Genomic DNA, 15,922 nt, shown 5'->3' with positions numbered 1-15,922 from the left:
AGCCGCAGGGCCCCGGAAACCTACAAGGAAAATCCCATGGCAGACATCACCATCAGCCCCGATGAGATCCGTGATGCCCTGAAGGACTTCGTCTCGAACTACGAGCCGACGAAGGCCTCCACGGCCGAGGTCGGGCACGTCACCGACGCGGGCGACGGCATCGCGCACGTCGAGGGCCTGCCCGGCGTCATGGCGAACGAGCTCATCCGCTTCGAGGACGGGACCCTCGGTCTCGCGCAGAACCTCGACGAGGACGAGATCGGCGCCATCGTGCTCGGCGAGTTCGGCGGCATCGAGGAGGGCCAGGAGGTCACCCGCACCGGCGAGGTCCTCTCGGCCCCGGTCGGCGACGGCTTCCTCGGTCGCGTGGTCGACCCGCTCGGCAACCCGATCGACGGTCTCGGCGAGATCCAGGCCGAGGGCCGTCGTGCCCTCGAGCTCCAGGCCCCGGGCGTCATGTCCCGCAAGTCGGTCCACGAGCCGCTGCAGACCGGGATCAAGGCCATCGACGCGATGATCCCCGTCGGCCGCGGTCAGCGTCAGCTGATCATCGGCGACCGCCAGACCGGCAAGACGGCCATCGCGATCGACACGATCATCAACCAGAAGGCCAACTGGGAGTCGGGCGACGAGGACAAGCAGGTCCGCTGCATCTACGTCGCCATCGGCCAGAAGGGCTCCACGATCGCCTCCGTCAAGGGCGCGCTCGAGGACGCCGGTGCGATGGAGTACACCACCATCGTCGCCGCCCCGGCCTCCGACCCGGCCGGCTTCAAGTACCTCGCCCCCTACACCGGTTCGGCCATCGGCCAGCACTGGATGTACGGCGGCAAGCACGTCCTCATCATCTTCGACGACCTGTCGAAGCAGGCCGAGGCCTACCGTGCGGTGTCGCTCCTCCTGCGTCGTCCGCCGGGCCGCGAGGCGTACCCGGGCGACGTCTTCTACCTGCACTCCCGTCTGCTGGAGCGTTGCGCGAAGCTGTCCGACGACCTCGGCGCCGGGTCGATGACGGGTCTGCCCATCATCGAGACCAAGGCGAACGACGTGTCGGCGTACATCCCGACCAACGTGATCTCGATCACTGACGGCCAGATCTTCCTGCAGTCGGACCTGTTCAACGCGAACCAGCGTCCGGCCGTCGACGTGGGCATCTCGGTGTCGCGCGTCGGTGGTGACGCTCAGGTCAAGTCGATCAAGAAGGTCTCCGGCACGCTCAAGCTCGAGCTGGCGCAGTACCGCTCGCTCGAGGCGTTCGCGATGTTCGCGTCCGACCTCGACCAGGCGTCGCGTCGTCAGCTGGACCGTGGTGCCCGCCTGACCGAGCTCCTCAAGCAGCCGCAGTACTCGCCGTACCCGGTCGAGGAGCAGGTCGTCTCGATCTGGGCCGGCACGAACGGCAAGCTCGACGAGGTGCCCGTCCCCGACGTGCTCCGCTTCGAGGCCGAGCTGCTCGAGCACCTGCGTCGCAACTCCGACGTCCTGACCACCCTCCGTGAGACGAACCAGCTCAGCGACGAGACCGTCGCCGCGATGGACCGTGAGATCGACGCCTTCACGAAGGGCTTCCAGACGAGCGACGGCAAGACGCTCGGCTCGGAGTCGTTCGACGCGGCCCAGGCCGAGGACGTCGACCAGGAGCAGATCGTCAAGGGTCGTCGCTAGATGGCGGCACAGGTCCGGGTCTACCGCCAGCGCATCAAGTCGGCGAAGACCACGAAGAAGGTCACCCGCGCGATGGAGCTGATCTCGGCGTCGCGGATCCAGAAGGCACAGGCGCGCATGGCCGCGTCCGGTCCGTACTCGCGGGCCGTGACGCGTGCCGTGTCGGCCGTGGCGACGTTCTCGAACGTCGACCACGTGCTGACCACCGAGCCCGAGTCGTCGACCCGTGCAGCCGTGGTGCTGTTCACCTCGGACCGCGGCCTGAACGGCGCGTTCAGCTCGAACGTCCTCAAGCAGGGCGAGGAGCTCGCCTCCCTGCTCCGCAGCGAGGGCAAGGACGTCGTGTTCTACCTCGTCGGTCGCAAGTCGGTCGGGTACTTCGCGTTCCGCGAGCGTCCCTCCGAGCGGCAGTGGATCGGCGGGACGGACCAGCCCGAGTTCTCGACGGCGAAGGAGATCGGCGACGCGGTCGTGTCGAAGTTCCTCCAGGACACGGCGGAGGGCGGCGTGGACGAGATCCACATCGTCTTCAACCGGTTCATCAGCCTGGCGACCCAGGAGCCGCAGGTCGTGCGCCTGCTCCCGCTCGAGGTCGTCGAGGGTGTGGAGGAGCCGTCGAACGGCGAGCCCCTGCCGCTCTACGAGTTCGAGCCCGATGCCGACGCCGTCCTCGACGCGCTGCTCCCGGTCTACATCGAGAGCCGCATCTTCAACGCCATGCTGCAGTCGGCCGCTTCCGAGCACGCCGCCCGGCAGAAGGCCATGAAGTCCGCCAGTGACAACGCCGACTCGCTCATCAGCGAGTTCACCCGTCTCGCGAACAACGCGCGTCAGGCCGAGATCACCCAGCAGATCTCCGAGATCGTCGGCGGCGCCGACGCCCTCTCGTCGAAGAAGAAGTAGTGGTCCGCGAAGCTCGCGGACAGAACCCCTCAGGAAGGCACCAGCCATGACCGACACCGCCACCACCGCGGTCGAGACGTCGTCGGCGCCCGGTGTCGGCCGGATCGCCCGTGTCACGGGTCCCGTCGTCGACATCGAGTTCCCGCACGACGCGATCCCGGAGATGTACAACCTCCTGTACACGACGATCACCATCGGTGACTCGTCGCAGGAGATCGGCCTCGAGGTCGCGCAGCACCTCGGCGACGACCTGATCCGCGCCATCTCGCTGAAGCCGACCGACGGCCTGGTCCGTGGTCAGGAGGTCCGTGACTCGGGCGCCCCGATCTCGGTCCCCGTCGGCGACGTCACCAAGGGCAAGGTCTTCGACGTGCTGGGCAACGTGCTCAACACCGACGAGAAGCTCGAGATCACCGAGCGTTGGCCGATCCACCGCAAGGCGCCGGCCTTCGACCAGCTCGAGTCGAAGACCACCATGTTCGAGACCGGCATCAAGTCGATCGACCTCCTCACCCCGTACGTGCAGGGTGGCAAGATCGGCCTCTTCGGTGGTGCGGGCGTCGGCAAGACCGTCCTCATCCAGGAGATGATCCAGCGCGTCGCGCAGGACCACGGCGGTGTCTCGGTGTTCGCCGGTGTCGGTGAGCGCACCCGTGAGGGCAACGACCTCATCGGCGAGATGGAGGAGGCGGGGGTCTTCGACAAGACGGCCCTCGTGTTCGGCCAGATGGACGAGCCGCCGGGAACGCGTCTCCGCGTGGCCCTGTCGGCGCTGACGATGGCGGAGTACTTCCGCGACGTCCAGAAGCAGGACGTGCTCCTCTTCATCGACAACATCTTCCGCTTCACGCAGGCCGGTTCCGAGGTCTCCACGCTGCTCGGTCGCATGCCGTCCGCGGTGGGCTACCAGCCGAACCTCGCCGACGAGATGGGTGTGCTCCAGGAGCGCATCACCTCCACGCGTGGTCACTCGATCACCTCGCTGCAGGCGATCTACGTGCCGGCCGACGACTACACCGACCCGGCTCCGGCGACCACGTTCGCGCACCTCGACGCCACGACCGAGCTCTCGCGTGAGATCGCGTCGCAGGGTCTGTACCCGGCCATCGACCCGCTGACCTCCACGTCGCGGATCATGGACCCCCGGTACCTGGGCGCCGACCACTACGAGACCGCGACGCGCGTCAAGCAGATCCTGCAGAAGAACAAGGAACTGCAGGAGATCATCGCGATCCTCGGTGTCGACGAGCTCTCCGAAGAGGACAAGATCACGGTGGAGCGCGCACGTCGCATCCAGCAGTTCCTCTCGCAGAACACGTACATGGCGAAGAAGTTCACGGGTGTCGAGGGTTCGACGGTCCCGCTCAAGGACACGATCGAGTCCTTCCGCGCGATCGCCGACGGCGAGTTCGACCACGTGGCGACGCAGGCCTTCTTCAACGTCGGTGGCATCAACGACGTCGAAGAGAAGTGGTCGCAGATCCAGAAGGAGAACCGCTGACATGGCGGCACTCACCGTGAGCGTCGTCTCGGCCGACCGGGAGGTCTGGTCGGGCGACGCCACCATGGTCGTCGCACGTACGACGGAGGGCCAGATCGGCATCCTCGCGGGGCACGAGCCGCTGCTCGCCACCCTCGCGCAGGGCCAGGTCCGCATCACCCGGGCCGACGGCTCGACGGTGACGGCGGACGCCGAGGACGGCTTCCTGTCGGTCGAGCACGACACGGTCACGATCGTCGCGCGCCAGGCCGCGCTGGCGTCCTGACCGGACTGACCGTCCTCCTCCCGCCGTCCGAGACGAAGCGGGAGGGCGGGGACCCGGCACGCGCCCTCGACCTGGGTGCGCTGTCCTTCCCGGAACTGTCCGACGAGCGGGCCGCGGTGATCACCGCGGCCCGCTCCGTCAGTTCCGAGGAGTCCACCGCGCGGACGGCCCTGAAGCTCGGTCCGCGGTCGGTCGAGGAGCGCCTCCGGAACCTCGAGCTCGACACCGCGCCGACGATGCCGGCGATCGAGCGGTACACGGGGGTGCTGTACGACCCGCTGGACGCGTCCGCCGCGGACGATCGGACGCGGGGGTGGTGGTCGGACCACGTCGTCGTGCAGTCGGCGATGTTCGGCCCGATCGGTGCCGGCGACGCGATCCCCGCGTACCGGTTGTCCCACGACTCCCGGCTCGGCGCCCTGCGCCTCGCGAAGCACTGGCCGGAGGCATCGACGCGTGCGCTCGGCACCCGGGGCGACGGCCTGGTCCTCGACCTGCGGTCGGAGGGGTACCGAGCCCTCGGACCCGTGGCCGGGGCGCTGGCCCTGCGCGTCGTGAGCGTCGACGCCGGTGGGCGTCGGAAGGCGCTCAACCACTGGAACAAGACCGCCAAGGGGCGCCTGGTGGCGCTGCTCGGCCGCACCGCGGAGGACGTCGACGACGTCGACGCGCTCGTCGCCTGGGCGCGCGCCCACGACGTGGTGCTGGAACGCACCGTGAACGGCTGGGACCTCGTCGCCGAGAGCCTGGAGCCCGTGCGGGCCTGATCCTGCACAGGACCGGCGGGCGTGGTCCCCTTCCACAGGTGGACGAGCGCAGCCAGCCGGGAGGCCCGTCCTCCGTCACGATCTCGTGCATGACCTCGACGAGAGACGGACACTCCTCCACCCACGTGCGCTGGCCCCGCGAGATCGCGGCGGCGGTGACCCTCCGCGCGGCCTGCGCCTCGCTGGTCGCGCCCGCCACGGGCGGACCGGCTGGTCGGGACGGGCTGGTCGACCACGAGCTCGACCAGGAGCTCGACCGTCGGCGTGCGGTCGTGGTGACGACGGCGTGCGGCGCCCTCGCCACGCGGTTCGCCCTGGTCGGGTTCCTCGCGGCGTGCGACGACCCGGACCCGCGCACGGTCGTCCCCTTCGATCCGTTCCGCGATCCGACACCACCGGCGCTCGGGGGTGGTGGCCCGGTGCCCGATCGTGCGCGCCTGCGGGTGGCGGGTGCGCGCTGTGCCTCGGCCTGGCGGACGTGGCGTGCGGACGGCGCCGTCGGAGGCGACGTGGGGATCGGTGCAGCGGGCGCGCTCGCGCTCGGAGCGTGGTGCGCCTGGGCGGTCGGGTCCTCCGCCCGCGCCGAGGTCCGCGCGCGGCACGCGCTCGACACCCGACCGGACGACCCCTTCGCCTGGCTGGTGCTCCGCGCCGTGCGGTCCGGACACGAGCCGGCGTGGTGGGGGAGCGCCACGGGGCGGACGGGATCGTCTACGGTGGACTGACCATGGTGGGTGAGCCGGCACGCGGGGACGACGACGACACGGTGCTGCGCGCGCACGCCCCGCAGGAGGGCGACGACCGGGCGGCCGCCGCGGTGGCGGACACGGTGCTGCGGCCGCGCCGGACCGACGTCGAGGCCGGCGCGGTCGACGAGGCCCGCGCGGTGGACGACGACCCGCTCGGTGACACCGTGATCCGTCCTGCGGTCGGGGTCCGCCCGCCCGCCGTGCCGTCGCCCGACGACACGGTCGTCCGTCCGCGTCGCGACGGCCATGCGTCGGCACCCCGGAGTGGCGACCGCGTCCCGGGCCCGGAGGCGCGGCTCGAGCCGGTGCACTCACCGGACGCCGACCCGTCCGTCGGGGTCCCCACGCGCCTCCCGTCCGGCCCCGTCGCGCCCCCGCGCGTGCCGTCGATCCGGGTCGGCGTTCGTGTCGTGCGCCTCGACCGCCCGGTCGTGGTGGGCCGGCGTCCCGCCGCGCCCCGCGTGGTGCACGGAGCCGGACCCGAGCTGGTGACGGTGCCGTCGCCGACCACCCAGGTCTCGTCCTCGCACCTGCTCGTGCACGCGGCCGGGGAGGCCGCCGTGGTCGACGACCTCCGGTCCACGAACGGCACCGTGGTGCGCCCGCCGGGGTCCGCGCCGTTCCGGATGGCGTCGGGTGCCTCGATCGTCGTCCTGACCGGTACGCTCGTCGAGATCGGTGACGGCAACGTCATCGAGGTCCTGTCGCCGCACCTCCGGGTCGGACCCGACGACGGCCTCCCACCGTTCCCGTCGGTCCCGTGAAGACCGAGCAACCGGCCCGTCCCCACCAGAGAGCGACCCACACACCGTGACCGAACTCGGCCGAGCAGCCACCGAGCACGCCATCGACGTCCCCGGTGCCGCGGGCGCCACCCTCACGCTGTCGTGGGGCGCCGCGACGGACGTCGGGCGGCGACGCGACCACAACGAGGACAGCTACCTGGTCGGGGCGCCGTTCTTCGTCGTCGCCGACGGCATGGGCGGGCACCTCGCCGGCGACCGTGCGAGCGACGCGGTGGTCCGGCGGCTCGACCAGGTCGTCGAGGGCGCGTTCACCTCGCGGCAGGCGATCCAGCGGGCCCTGCTGCTCGCCACCGCCGACATCGAACGTGCCGCCGGTGGCAACGCGCTCGGTGCGGGGACCACCGTGACGGGCGTGGCCCTCGTCGCCGCCCAGGGGCAGCCCGCCGCGCTCGTCTTCAACGTCGGCGACTCGCGGACCTACCGCATCGAGGGCGGTGTCCTCCGCCGGGTGACCGTGGACCACTCGGTCGTGCAGGAGATGGTGGACGCCGGGCTCCTGCGCGCCGAGGACGCCGAGCAGCACCCGGACAGCAACGTCATCACGCGGGCGGTGGGCTTCGGCGAGCCGCCGGAGCCGGACTGGTGGACGCTGCCACTGCGTGCCGGCGACCGGTACCTGATCTGCTCCGACGGACTCACCAAGGAGCTCGGAGACGCGGGGATCGCACGGATCGCCGCCCGGGTGCCGGGAGCACAGGCACTGGCCGAGCGGCTCGTCGGCGACGCCGTCGTCGCCGGTGGGCGCGACAACGTGACCGTGGTCGTCGTGCAGGTCGACGCGGCTCCCGAGGACAGCGACGTCGAGGACACCCTGCCCCGTCACTGAGGGCCGGCGCGCCGTCCGTGCCCCCTGAAGTGGGGGATGGTCGCCCTCCACAGGGCGTCAGGGCCGCCCCGGGGCGTCGGACTCGCTTCGTAGAATGGCCTGGCCGCGACGATCGACACGGCCGACCACGGGCCGGGGAAGGGAAGGACACCCATGGCACGACGCCTGCCGTCCGACCCGCCCGTCATCGCCGGCTTCACCCCGGTGCACGTCCTCGGCTCCGGTGGGTTCGCCGACGTCTTCCTGTACGAGCAGGACATGCCCCGACGCCAGGTCGCGGTCAAGGTCCTGCTCGACGAGGTCGTGGACGACCGGGTGCGACAGATGTTCCAGGCCGAGGCGAACCTCATGGCGCGGCTGAGCACGCACCCCTCGATCCTCACCGTCTTCCAGGCCAGCATCGCCGCAGACGGACGCCCCTACCTCGTGATGGAGCTGTGCTCCTCGTCGCTCAGCGAGCGCTACCGCCGTGAGCCGGTACCCGTGTCCGAGGTCCTCGCGATCGGCATCCGGATCGGGGCGGCCCTCGAGACGGCGCACCGCGAGGGCGTCCTGCACCGCGACGTGAAGCCGTCGAACATCCTGCGGACCGCCTACGGCAACCCCGTGCTCTCCGACTTCGGCATCGCGGCGACCATCGGCAGCGCCGACCCCGACGAACCGGTCGGCATGTCGATCCCGTGGTCGGCGCCCGAGGTCCTCGGCGACGAGTCCCGCGGCACGATCCAGTCCGAGGTCTACTCGCTCGCCGCGACCGTCTACTCCCTCCTCGCGGGCCGCAGCCCCTTCGAGGTCCGTGGCGGCAAGAACGGTGCCGCCGACCTCATGGACCGCATCGAGCGCGGCGGCGTGCGCCCGACCGGGCGGGCGGACGTCCCGCCGTCGCTCGAGCGCCTGCTGGCGACGGCGATGTCGCGCAAGGTGTCGTTGCGTCCGGCGACCGTGATCGAGTTCGTCCGCGGTCTGCAGCAGGTCGAGGCCGAGCTCGGGATCCCGCAGACCGCCGCAGACGTCGCGGTCGAGGCGTGGGCCGTCACGACGCCGTCGACCGACGGTGACCGCACCGTCGTGCGGGAGCTGCAGGCGCCGTCGCGTGTCGGTGCTCGTCGACGGAACCGGCGGTCCCTGCAGGGCGGGTCGGACGTCGGCGTGCAGAGCGTGGGGACCGTGCACCGCACCGGGTCCGCGACACGGGTCCGCCGACGCAGCCGGTCGACGCTGCTGTGGGCCGGCTCCGCCGGTGTCGTCGTGGTCGCTGCCCTCGCGGTGGTCACCGTGCTCCTCGTCACGCGGATCGGCACCGGTTCGATCCCCGCCGTGACGGACGTCCGCGCCGCGGCGACGGCGGACTCGGTGTCCTTCAGCTGGCAGGACCCGGGACTCCGCTCGGGCGACACGTACGTGATCTCCTCGGACGGGGTGTCGAGCCAGCAGACCGGCACGACCTTCGTCGTCTCCGGCGAGTCCGGTGCCGAGGAGTGCATCACGGTCGCGGTGAACCGCGACGGCAAGACCGGCGCAGCGAGCGCCGAGCAGTGCGGCACGATCGGCGGCGCCGGGTGATCCGCGCGTTCCTGGCGAAGCACCGCTCGGCCGCCGTGTCCGTCGGGGCCTCCGTGCTCGTCGGTGCCGTCGTCGCGACCGCGGCCGTCGTGTCGACCGGCTACCACACGCAGCGCGTCGACCTCGGGGACGGCACCGTGTGGGTGCCGTCGGCGCAGTACGGCGCCGTGGGTCGGGCCAACACCGCGGTGCTCGAGCTCAACACCGCGGTGGAGTCGCCGAGCGACGACCTGTCCGTCCTGCAGCGCGGCGCCGACGTCTACAGCGTCGACGGCACCAAGGGGACCGTGTCGCGGGTCGACGTCGCGGCGGCCACGGTCGGCGACGCCGTCACGCTGCCGGCCGGTTCACCGCAGGTCTTCCTCGCCGGGGACACCGCCGTGGTGGGCAACGGGGACACCGGTGAGCTCTGGGCGACGCCGGCTGCCGACCTCGCCGACTTCGACGCCTCGACCCGGGCGGACCTGACCCTCGGCGCGGACGCCGTGTTCGACGCGTCCGACCGACACGTCGCCGTCTACTCACCGCGGACGGGCCGTGCGGCGCTCGTCGACGTCGGCGCGGACCTGACGGTCGACCGCCGGTGGGACGTCCGCTTCGACCGCGCCCACGAGTTCCAGGTCGCCTCCTTCGGCGACCACGTCGCCGTCCTCGACCGCACCTCGGGTCAGCTCGCCGTCGACGGGGACGTCGTCGACCTCGGTGACGCGATCGGTGGTGCCCCGGCCCTCCAGCACTCCTCGGACTCGTCGACGGACGTCGTGGTCGCGGGGTCCGCCGGGATGGTGCGCGTCTCGGCGTCCGGTACCGTCGACCGGACCGCGCTCGGGGTCTCCGGACGCCCGGCACGGCCCGCGGTCGTCGGCTCCTGCACCTACGCCGCCTGGGCCGGTGGGCAGGCGACCGACTCGTGCCAGGGCACCGGACTGCAGCGGCTCGCGCAGACCGCCGGCGCGGACGACCTGCAGATCGTGCACAACGGACGCACCGTCGTGGCGAACGACCCCCGCAGCGGCCGGTCCTGGGCGATCGACCGCAGCGGCCAGCTGATCGACAACTGGTCGGACCTGGTCGAGCAGGACGACCAGCAGCAGCAGGAGCGGGTGTCGGACGACGACCCGCAGGTCGACAAGGACCAGAAGCCGCCCGTCGCGGTCGACGACGACCTCGGGGCGCGTCCCGGCCGGACCACGAGCCTGCCCGTGCTGCTGAACGACCACGACCCCAACGGCGACCCGCTCGTGATCAGCGAGGTCGGCAGCGTCGACGACGCGGTCGGCAGCGTGGCGATCGTCGGCGACGGCCAGCGGCTGCAGATCACCCTCGCGGCCGACGCGAAGGGCACGGTCTCGTTCCCGTACACGATCACGGACGGCAACGGCGGCTCGGACAGTGCCACGGTCCGGGTGACGGTCCGGCCGGACTCCGAGAACGAACCGCCTCGACAGGTCCGCAGCACCTCGGCCGACGTCGTCCAGAACGGACACGTGGTCACCGACGTGCTCTCGGACTGGGTCGACCCCGACGGCGACCCGGTGTACCTCGAGTCCGCGTCGGCGGAGGGGGACCAGGTCTCCACGACGCCCGACGGCATGCTCGACTACCGCAACGCGAGCGGGAAGACCGGCGACCGGACCGTGCAGGTCGTCGTGAGCGACGGGCGTGACCGCGGACGCGGGTCGGTCACGGTCCGTGTCGCGAAGGCGGGGAACGTCCCGCTGCTCGCGGACCCGTTCGCCGTGCAGGGCTACGCGGGCAAGGCGTTCACCGTCGACCCGCTCGAGCACGTCCGCGGCGGGAACGGGACCGTGACGCTCACGAGCGTGTCGTCGTCGTCCGGGCTGACCGTCACCCCGTCGTACGACGCCGGGACCTTCCGCGTCGAGGGCGCGGGACCCGGTGACCACCAGCTCGAGTACACCGTCACCGACGGCACGAAGACCGCGAGCGGCATCGCGCGCGTGACCGTGCTCGCACCGCCCGACGCGTCGACGCCGCCGATCACGACCCCCAAGACGGTCTTCGTGAACACGCTGTCGACCAAGGACACCGACGTCACCGCGACCGACACGGACCCGGCGGGCGGGGTGCTCATGGTGACCGCACTCGACGGGCTGCCCCGGGACGCCGGTGTCCAGGCGAGCATCCTCGACCAGCACGTCGTCCGGGTCACGCTCACCGCGCCCCTCGACGGACCGGTCTCGTTCCGGTACACCGAGTCCAACGGGCTGGCCACCGCGACGGGCACGATCACGGTCGTCGAGATCCCGCGGCCGGACCGCATCCAACCGCCCGTCGCGCAGGCGGACTCCGCGACCGTCCGGGTCGGGGACGTCGCGGAGATCGACGTCCTCGCGAACGACTCACAGCCCGAGGGCGAGCCCCTGACGCTGCAGCCCGAGCTCGTGCAGAACGTGCCGGGCGACGGTGGCCTGCTCTTCGTCGCCGGCGACCGGCTGCGGTACCTCGCGCCGGACACGCCGGGCAACCACACGGCCGTCTACCGCGTCTCCGGACCGGACGGGCAGTACGCCGACGCGACCGTCTCGATCTCGGTCCGCGAGCGCGACGCCGCGACCAACAACCCGCCCGTGCCGGAGACCGTCACGGCCCGCGTGGTCGCCGGCCAGTCGGTGCGGGTCACCGTGCCGCTGAACGGCATCGACCCCGACGGCGACTCGGTGCAGCTGGTGGGCGTGGCCGACAACCCGGACAAGGGGTCCGTGAGTGACGTCACGTCCGACGCGCTCACCTACGAGGCGGGGGACTACTCCGCGGGGACGGACGAGTTCACCTACACGGTCGTCGACGCCCTCGGGGCACGTGCGACCGGGACCGTCCGGGTCGGCATCAGTCCGCGCGCGGAGCAGGCGTCGGACCCGGTCGCGCAGGCCGACCACGTGACGATCCGACCCGGCGGCACGGTGACCGTGCGGGTGCTCCAGAACGACTCGGACCCGCAGGGCGGGCAGCTGACGGTGACGACCGCCGAGCCGACCGCCGCCGGGGTGACCGCGCGGGTGCTGCAGGGCACCCAGGTCCGCGTGACACCGCCGAAGTCAGCGACCGAGGGCGACTTCGCCGTGCTCTACACGGTGACGAACCCGAGCGGTGGGTCGAGCACGGCGTTCCTCACCGTGACCGTCGACCGCGACGCCCCGCCGCTCCGTCCGGAGGTCGAGGACACGACCCTCGACCTGCAGGACATCCTGCGCCGCCAGAGCGTCACCGTCGACGTGCTCCGCAACGTCTTCTTCGCCGAGGGCTCGACCTCGCGGCTCGTCGTCGGCGTCGTCGACGGGTACGGCGACACCGCCCGGGTGACGAGCGACCGACGCATCACCGTGCAGCTCACCGACGCATCGCAGGTCATCCCGTTCTCGGTCGCGCGGTCGGACCACCCGGACGTCGTGTCGTACGGCTTCATCCACGTCCCCGGGTTCGACGACGCACTGCCGCAGGTCGACCGCAGCGCGGGTCCGGTGACGGTCCGGAGCGAGGCCACGGTCCGGATCCCGCTCGACCGGTACGTCGTCACCGCGAACGGCCGGACCGCCCAGCTCACCGACCGTGGCACGGTCAAGGCGACCCACGCCGACGGCAAGGACCTGGTGGTCGACCGGTCGACGCTGCAGTTCACGTCGTCGAAGCTCTACTACGGCAACGCGTCCATCTCGTTCGAGGTCACCGACGGCTCGGGTGCCAACGGAGGCAAGGGTCGCGTGGCGACGCTCGTGCTGCCCATCAAGGTGACCCCGCGCACCAACCAGCCGCCGTCGTTCTCGGGCTCGAACATCGACATGCAGCCCGGGGACTCCCGCACGATCGACCTCGCCAAGCTGACGGACTACCCGTACCCGGACGACCTCGGCGAGCTCCGCTACTCCGTCGTCAGCCGACCCGGTGCGGGCACCACCGCGACGATCCAGGGCCAGCAGCTCCGGATCAGCGTCGCCGACACCGCGTCGAAGGACACCACCGCGTCGATCGGCATCGGCGTCGCGGACGACGCCAACGCGGGACGCGCCGGTGTCGTGCAGGTGGGGATCGTCGGCTCGACCCGCCCGCTGGTGCAGCCCGGTGCGGACCGCGCGGTCGTCGAGCGCGGGAAGTCGTCCACGATCGACGTCCTGACCAACGACCAGCCGACGAACCCGTTCCCCGACGAGCGGCTCCGCGTCGTGGCGATCCGTGGTCTCTCCGGCGGCCTGCCCGCCGGGGTGAGCGTGTCGCCGAGCGCCGACCGGTCGCGCCTGCAGGTGTCCGTGTCCGACTCCGCCGCACCCGTCGACGCCCACCTGCAGTACCAGGTCGCCGACGCGACGGACGACGCCGCCCGGTACGTCTGGGGCGACGTGACGATCTCGGTGCAGGACGTCCCGGACGCGCCGGGAGCGCCGACCCGGACGGGCACGTTCCAGGGCGGCCAGGCGACCCTGACCTGGGCGACCCCGCAGTCGAACAACTCGCCGATCACGGGCTACCGGCTCCAGGGCACGGGCGGTGTGGCGAAGGACTGCGGTACCTCGACGGTGTGCACGGTGACCGGCCTCGACCCCGCGGCGTCGTACCGGTTCTCGGTCGTCGCGCAGAACGCCGTGGGGGACTCGGTACCGTCCGCGACCTCCGCGTCGATCAGCGCCGACTTCGTGCCGGCCCCGCCGAAGGGCCTGCGGGTCGAACCGAGCAGCACGACGCCGAACCAGCTCGACGTGTCCTGGAACGCGGTCGGAGCGCCGAGCGGCGGCTCCGCGGTGTCGAACTACGTCGTCTCCGTGCAGGGCCCCGGCCTCTCGACCACGCGGAACGCCGGTACGGCGACCAGCGTCTCGTTCACCGGTGCGCAGAGCGGTGCCGAGTACACGGTCCGGGTCTCGGCCCGGAACGCGGCCGATCGTGACGGCAGCCCCGTGCAGTGGAACGAGGCATCGGCGACGGGGTCCGCCGTCGGTGCTCCGGCGACGCCGCAGTTGAGCGCCACCGGGCAGCCGGACGGGTCGGCGACCGCCGTGACGCTGCGCGCGTCGGAGTCCGACTGGGCCGGCGGGAGCGCGGGTTGGCGGATCGTGAAGTACGCGAGCTCGACGCCCGTCCCCTCCGGCTGCTCGACGGCGGGCGCAGAGCAGGTGTTCACCGGCGCGTCGGCGAGCGACCGCATCACCAGCCAGTACCGGTACGTCGCGCTGGCCGACAACGGCCTGTTCTGCACGCCGTCGCAGCCCGCGAGCGTCCAGGGCTACCAGACCCCGACAGCGCCCAGCGGGAGTGTCGACACGGTCCAGGACGGGGCCACCGCGCCGACCTGGGGTCTCCGTGCGACCGCGACCGCGACGTCACCGTTCCTGTACTACTCGGTGAACGGCGGGACCCCCGTGCGGTTCTCCGGCTCCGCGTCGATCGGCGCCGGCAGTGGCTACGGTCTCGAGACGTCGGTCGTCTTCACCTCCTGCGCCACCGATGGTGCCTACTGCGCGTCCGGCGAGGCGGTCCGCGCCACGGCCTACACGACCCGTGCGAGCATCGCCAGCGCCGTCGTGGGACAGGCGCCCGTGATCAACGCTCCGGACAACAACGGACGGATCGCACCGGACGGCTACCAGGTGTCCTACTGCCGGACGATCCTCCTCCAGGTCTGCTCCGACACGAATCCGGACACCGGTGCTCCGTGGGCGACCACCGACGCCGTGCCCGACGGCTACACCTCCATCCGGGTCAAGGCCACCGTCAGGGGTTCCCAGGACCCGGTCGGCGCCGTCCGCGACGTCACGGGCCAGTCCGCCCCGTCCGACCCGGCCCCGGACCCGAGCCCGTCCGACCCGCCCGCCGGTTAGCCGGCCGCCGGACCCGCAGCCCCACCCGCGCCCTTCGAGAACGAGGACCCTCCCGCATGAGCATGACCCCCGAGCAGGCCGCCTGGTTCGCCGACGTCGCCGGTCGCATCGTGACGAACGTCGAGCAGGTCCTCCTGGGCAAGACGTTCGTCATCCGCCTGGCCGTCACGGCCATGCTGAGCGAGGGCCACCTGCTGCTCGAGGACGTCCCCGGGACGGGCAAGACGAGCCTCGCGCGCGCGATGGCGCAGAGCGTGCAGGGGAGCACCAACCGCATCCAGTTCACGCCGGACCTGCTGCCCGGGGACATCACGGGCATCAGCGTCTACGACCAGCGCACGCAGGAGTTCGACTTCCACCGCGGTCCTGTGTTCGCGAACATCGTGCTCGCCGACGAGATCAACCGGGCCAGCCCGAAGACCCAGTCGGCGCTGCTCGAGGCGATGGAGGAGTCCGCGGTCACCATCGACGGCACACGCCACACCCTGGCGGCACCGTTCATGGTCATCGCGACGCAGAACCCCGTCGAGCAGGCCGGCACGTACCGCCTGCCGGAGGCGCAGCTCGACCGGTTCCTGATGCGCACGTCGATCGGCTACCCCGACCACGCCGCCACGGTCCGACTCCTCGAGACCTCCGCGGCACCGTCCGCCGCGGTCCCGCTCGCGAGCGTCGTCCCCGCAGCGACGGTCACGGAGATGGCGGCGCTCGCGCGGACCGTGCACGTCGACCCGACCATCGCCGACTACGTCGCCCGCCTGGTCGAGGCGACGCGTGGGGCGAGCGAGGTCCGCCTCGGTGTGAGCGTCCGCGGCGCGATGGGCCTGATCCGTGCTGCTCGCGTGCACGCGGCGGTGCTCGGCCGCCACTACGTGACCCCCGACGACGTCAAGGCACTGGCGGTGCCGGTGCTCGCGCACCGCCTGGTGCTCGACGCGGAGGCGGAGTTCGACGGCGTCAGCGCGACCAGCGTCGTCTCCCAGCTCCTCGTCGAGACCCCGCCGCCCGCCGACCGAGCGGTGTCGTGACCGACCGCCGCCCCGCTG

The 15,922-nt window shown here is 71.8% G+C and carries 11 protein-coding genes; all 11 read left to right on the top strand.

Annotation, left to right across the window (positions count from 1 at the left end; genetic code table 11):
* Window positions 1-36: 36 nt before the first annotated feature.
* The 11 genes from atpA to QUG92_RS09670 all read left to right on the top strand — a co-directional run bounded on the left by atpA (window position 37) and on the right by QUG92_RS09670 (window position 15,904).
* The gene (gene atpA, locus QUG92_RS09720) at window positions 37-1,665 is read left to right on the top strand and encodes a F0F1 ATP synthase subunit alpha (protein ID WP_066654625.1); all 1,629 of its coding nucleotides are present in this window, start codon (window positions 37-39) and stop codon (window positions 1,663-1,665) included.
* A complete protein-coding gene (locus QUG92_RS09715) occupies window positions 1,666-2,568 on the top strand; it encodes a F0F1 ATP synthase subunit gamma (RefSeq protein ID WP_069710758.1) in 903 nt (300 codons plus the stop codon).
* A 46-nt stretch (window positions 2,569-2,614) separates the two neighbouring features.
* Window positions 2,615-4,069: a F0F1 ATP synthase subunit beta gene (gene atpD / locus QUG92_RS09710; protein ID WP_182046843.1), complete on the top strand. Its 1,455-nt coding sequence runs from the start codon at window positions 2,615-2,617 to the stop codon at window positions 4,067-4,069.
* Window position 4,070: 1 nt separating this feature from the next.
* The gene (locus QUG92_RS09705) at window positions 4,071-4,334 is read left to right on the top strand and encodes a F0F1 ATP synthase subunit epsilon (RefSeq protein ID WP_069710760.1); all 264 of its coding nucleotides are present in this window, start codon (window positions 4,071-4,073) and stop codon (window positions 4,332-4,334) included.
* Window positions 4,331-5,101, top strand: a complete 771-nt coding sequence (locus QUG92_RS09700) for a YaaA family protein (RefSeq protein ID WP_353062965.1) — start codon at window positions 4,331-4,333, stop codon at window positions 5,099-5,101. The genes QUG92_RS09705 and QUG92_RS09700 overlap by 4 nt, the downstream gene beginning before the upstream one ends.
* Before the next feature lie 89 nt (window positions 5,102-5,190).
* Window positions 5,191-5,826: a DUF4192 family protein gene (locus QUG92_RS09695; RefSeq protein ID WP_289458863.1), complete on the top strand. Its 636-nt coding sequence runs from the start codon at window positions 5,191-5,193 to the stop codon at window positions 5,824-5,826.
* Between the two features lie 2 nt (window positions 5,827-5,828).
* The gene (locus tag QUG92_RS09690; RefSeq protein ID WP_289458862.1) at window positions 5,829-6,614 is read left to right on the top strand and encodes an FHA domain-containing protein; all 786 of its coding nucleotides are present in this window, start codon (window positions 5,829-5,831) and stop codon (window positions 6,612-6,614) included.
* A gap of 46 nt (window positions 6,615-6,660) precedes the next feature.
* The gene (locus QUG92_RS09685) at window positions 6,661-7,482 is read left to right on the top strand and encodes a PP2C family protein-serine/threonine phosphatase (RefSeq protein ID WP_289458860.1); all 822 of its coding nucleotides are present in this window, start codon (window positions 6,661-6,663) and stop codon (window positions 7,480-7,482) included.
* 153 nt (window positions 7,483-7,635) lie between these two features.
* Window positions 7,636-9,045, top strand: a complete 1,410-nt coding sequence (locus tag QUG92_RS09680) for a serine/threonine-protein kinase (protein ID WP_289458858.1) — start codon at window positions 7,636-7,638, stop codon at window positions 9,043-9,045.
* Window positions 9,042-14,876, top strand: coding sequence for an Ig-like domain-containing protein (locus QUG92_RS09675; RefSeq protein ID WP_289458856.1), 5,835 nt, complete (start codon window positions 9,042-9,044; stop codon window positions 14,874-14,876). Before QUG92_RS09680 ends, QUG92_RS09675 begins: the two co-directional genes overlap by 4 nt.
* A gap of 56 nt (window positions 14,877-14,932) precedes the next feature.
* Complete coding sequence (locus QUG92_RS09670; protein ID WP_182046837.1) at window positions 14,933-15,904, top strand: AAA family ATPase; 972 nt, start codon at window positions 14,933-14,935, stop codon at window positions 15,902-15,904.
* Window positions 15,905-15,922 lie beyond the last annotated feature (18 nt).

The sequence above is a fragment of the Curtobacterium citri genome (genome assembly GCF_030362955.1).
Lineage (GTDB): Bacteria > Actinomycetota > Actinomycetes > Actinomycetales > Microbacteriaceae > Curtobacterium > Curtobacterium citri.
The sequence above is the reverse complement of the archived record's forward strand: the minus strand, read 5'-3'. Positions and strand labels throughout refer to the sequence as shown.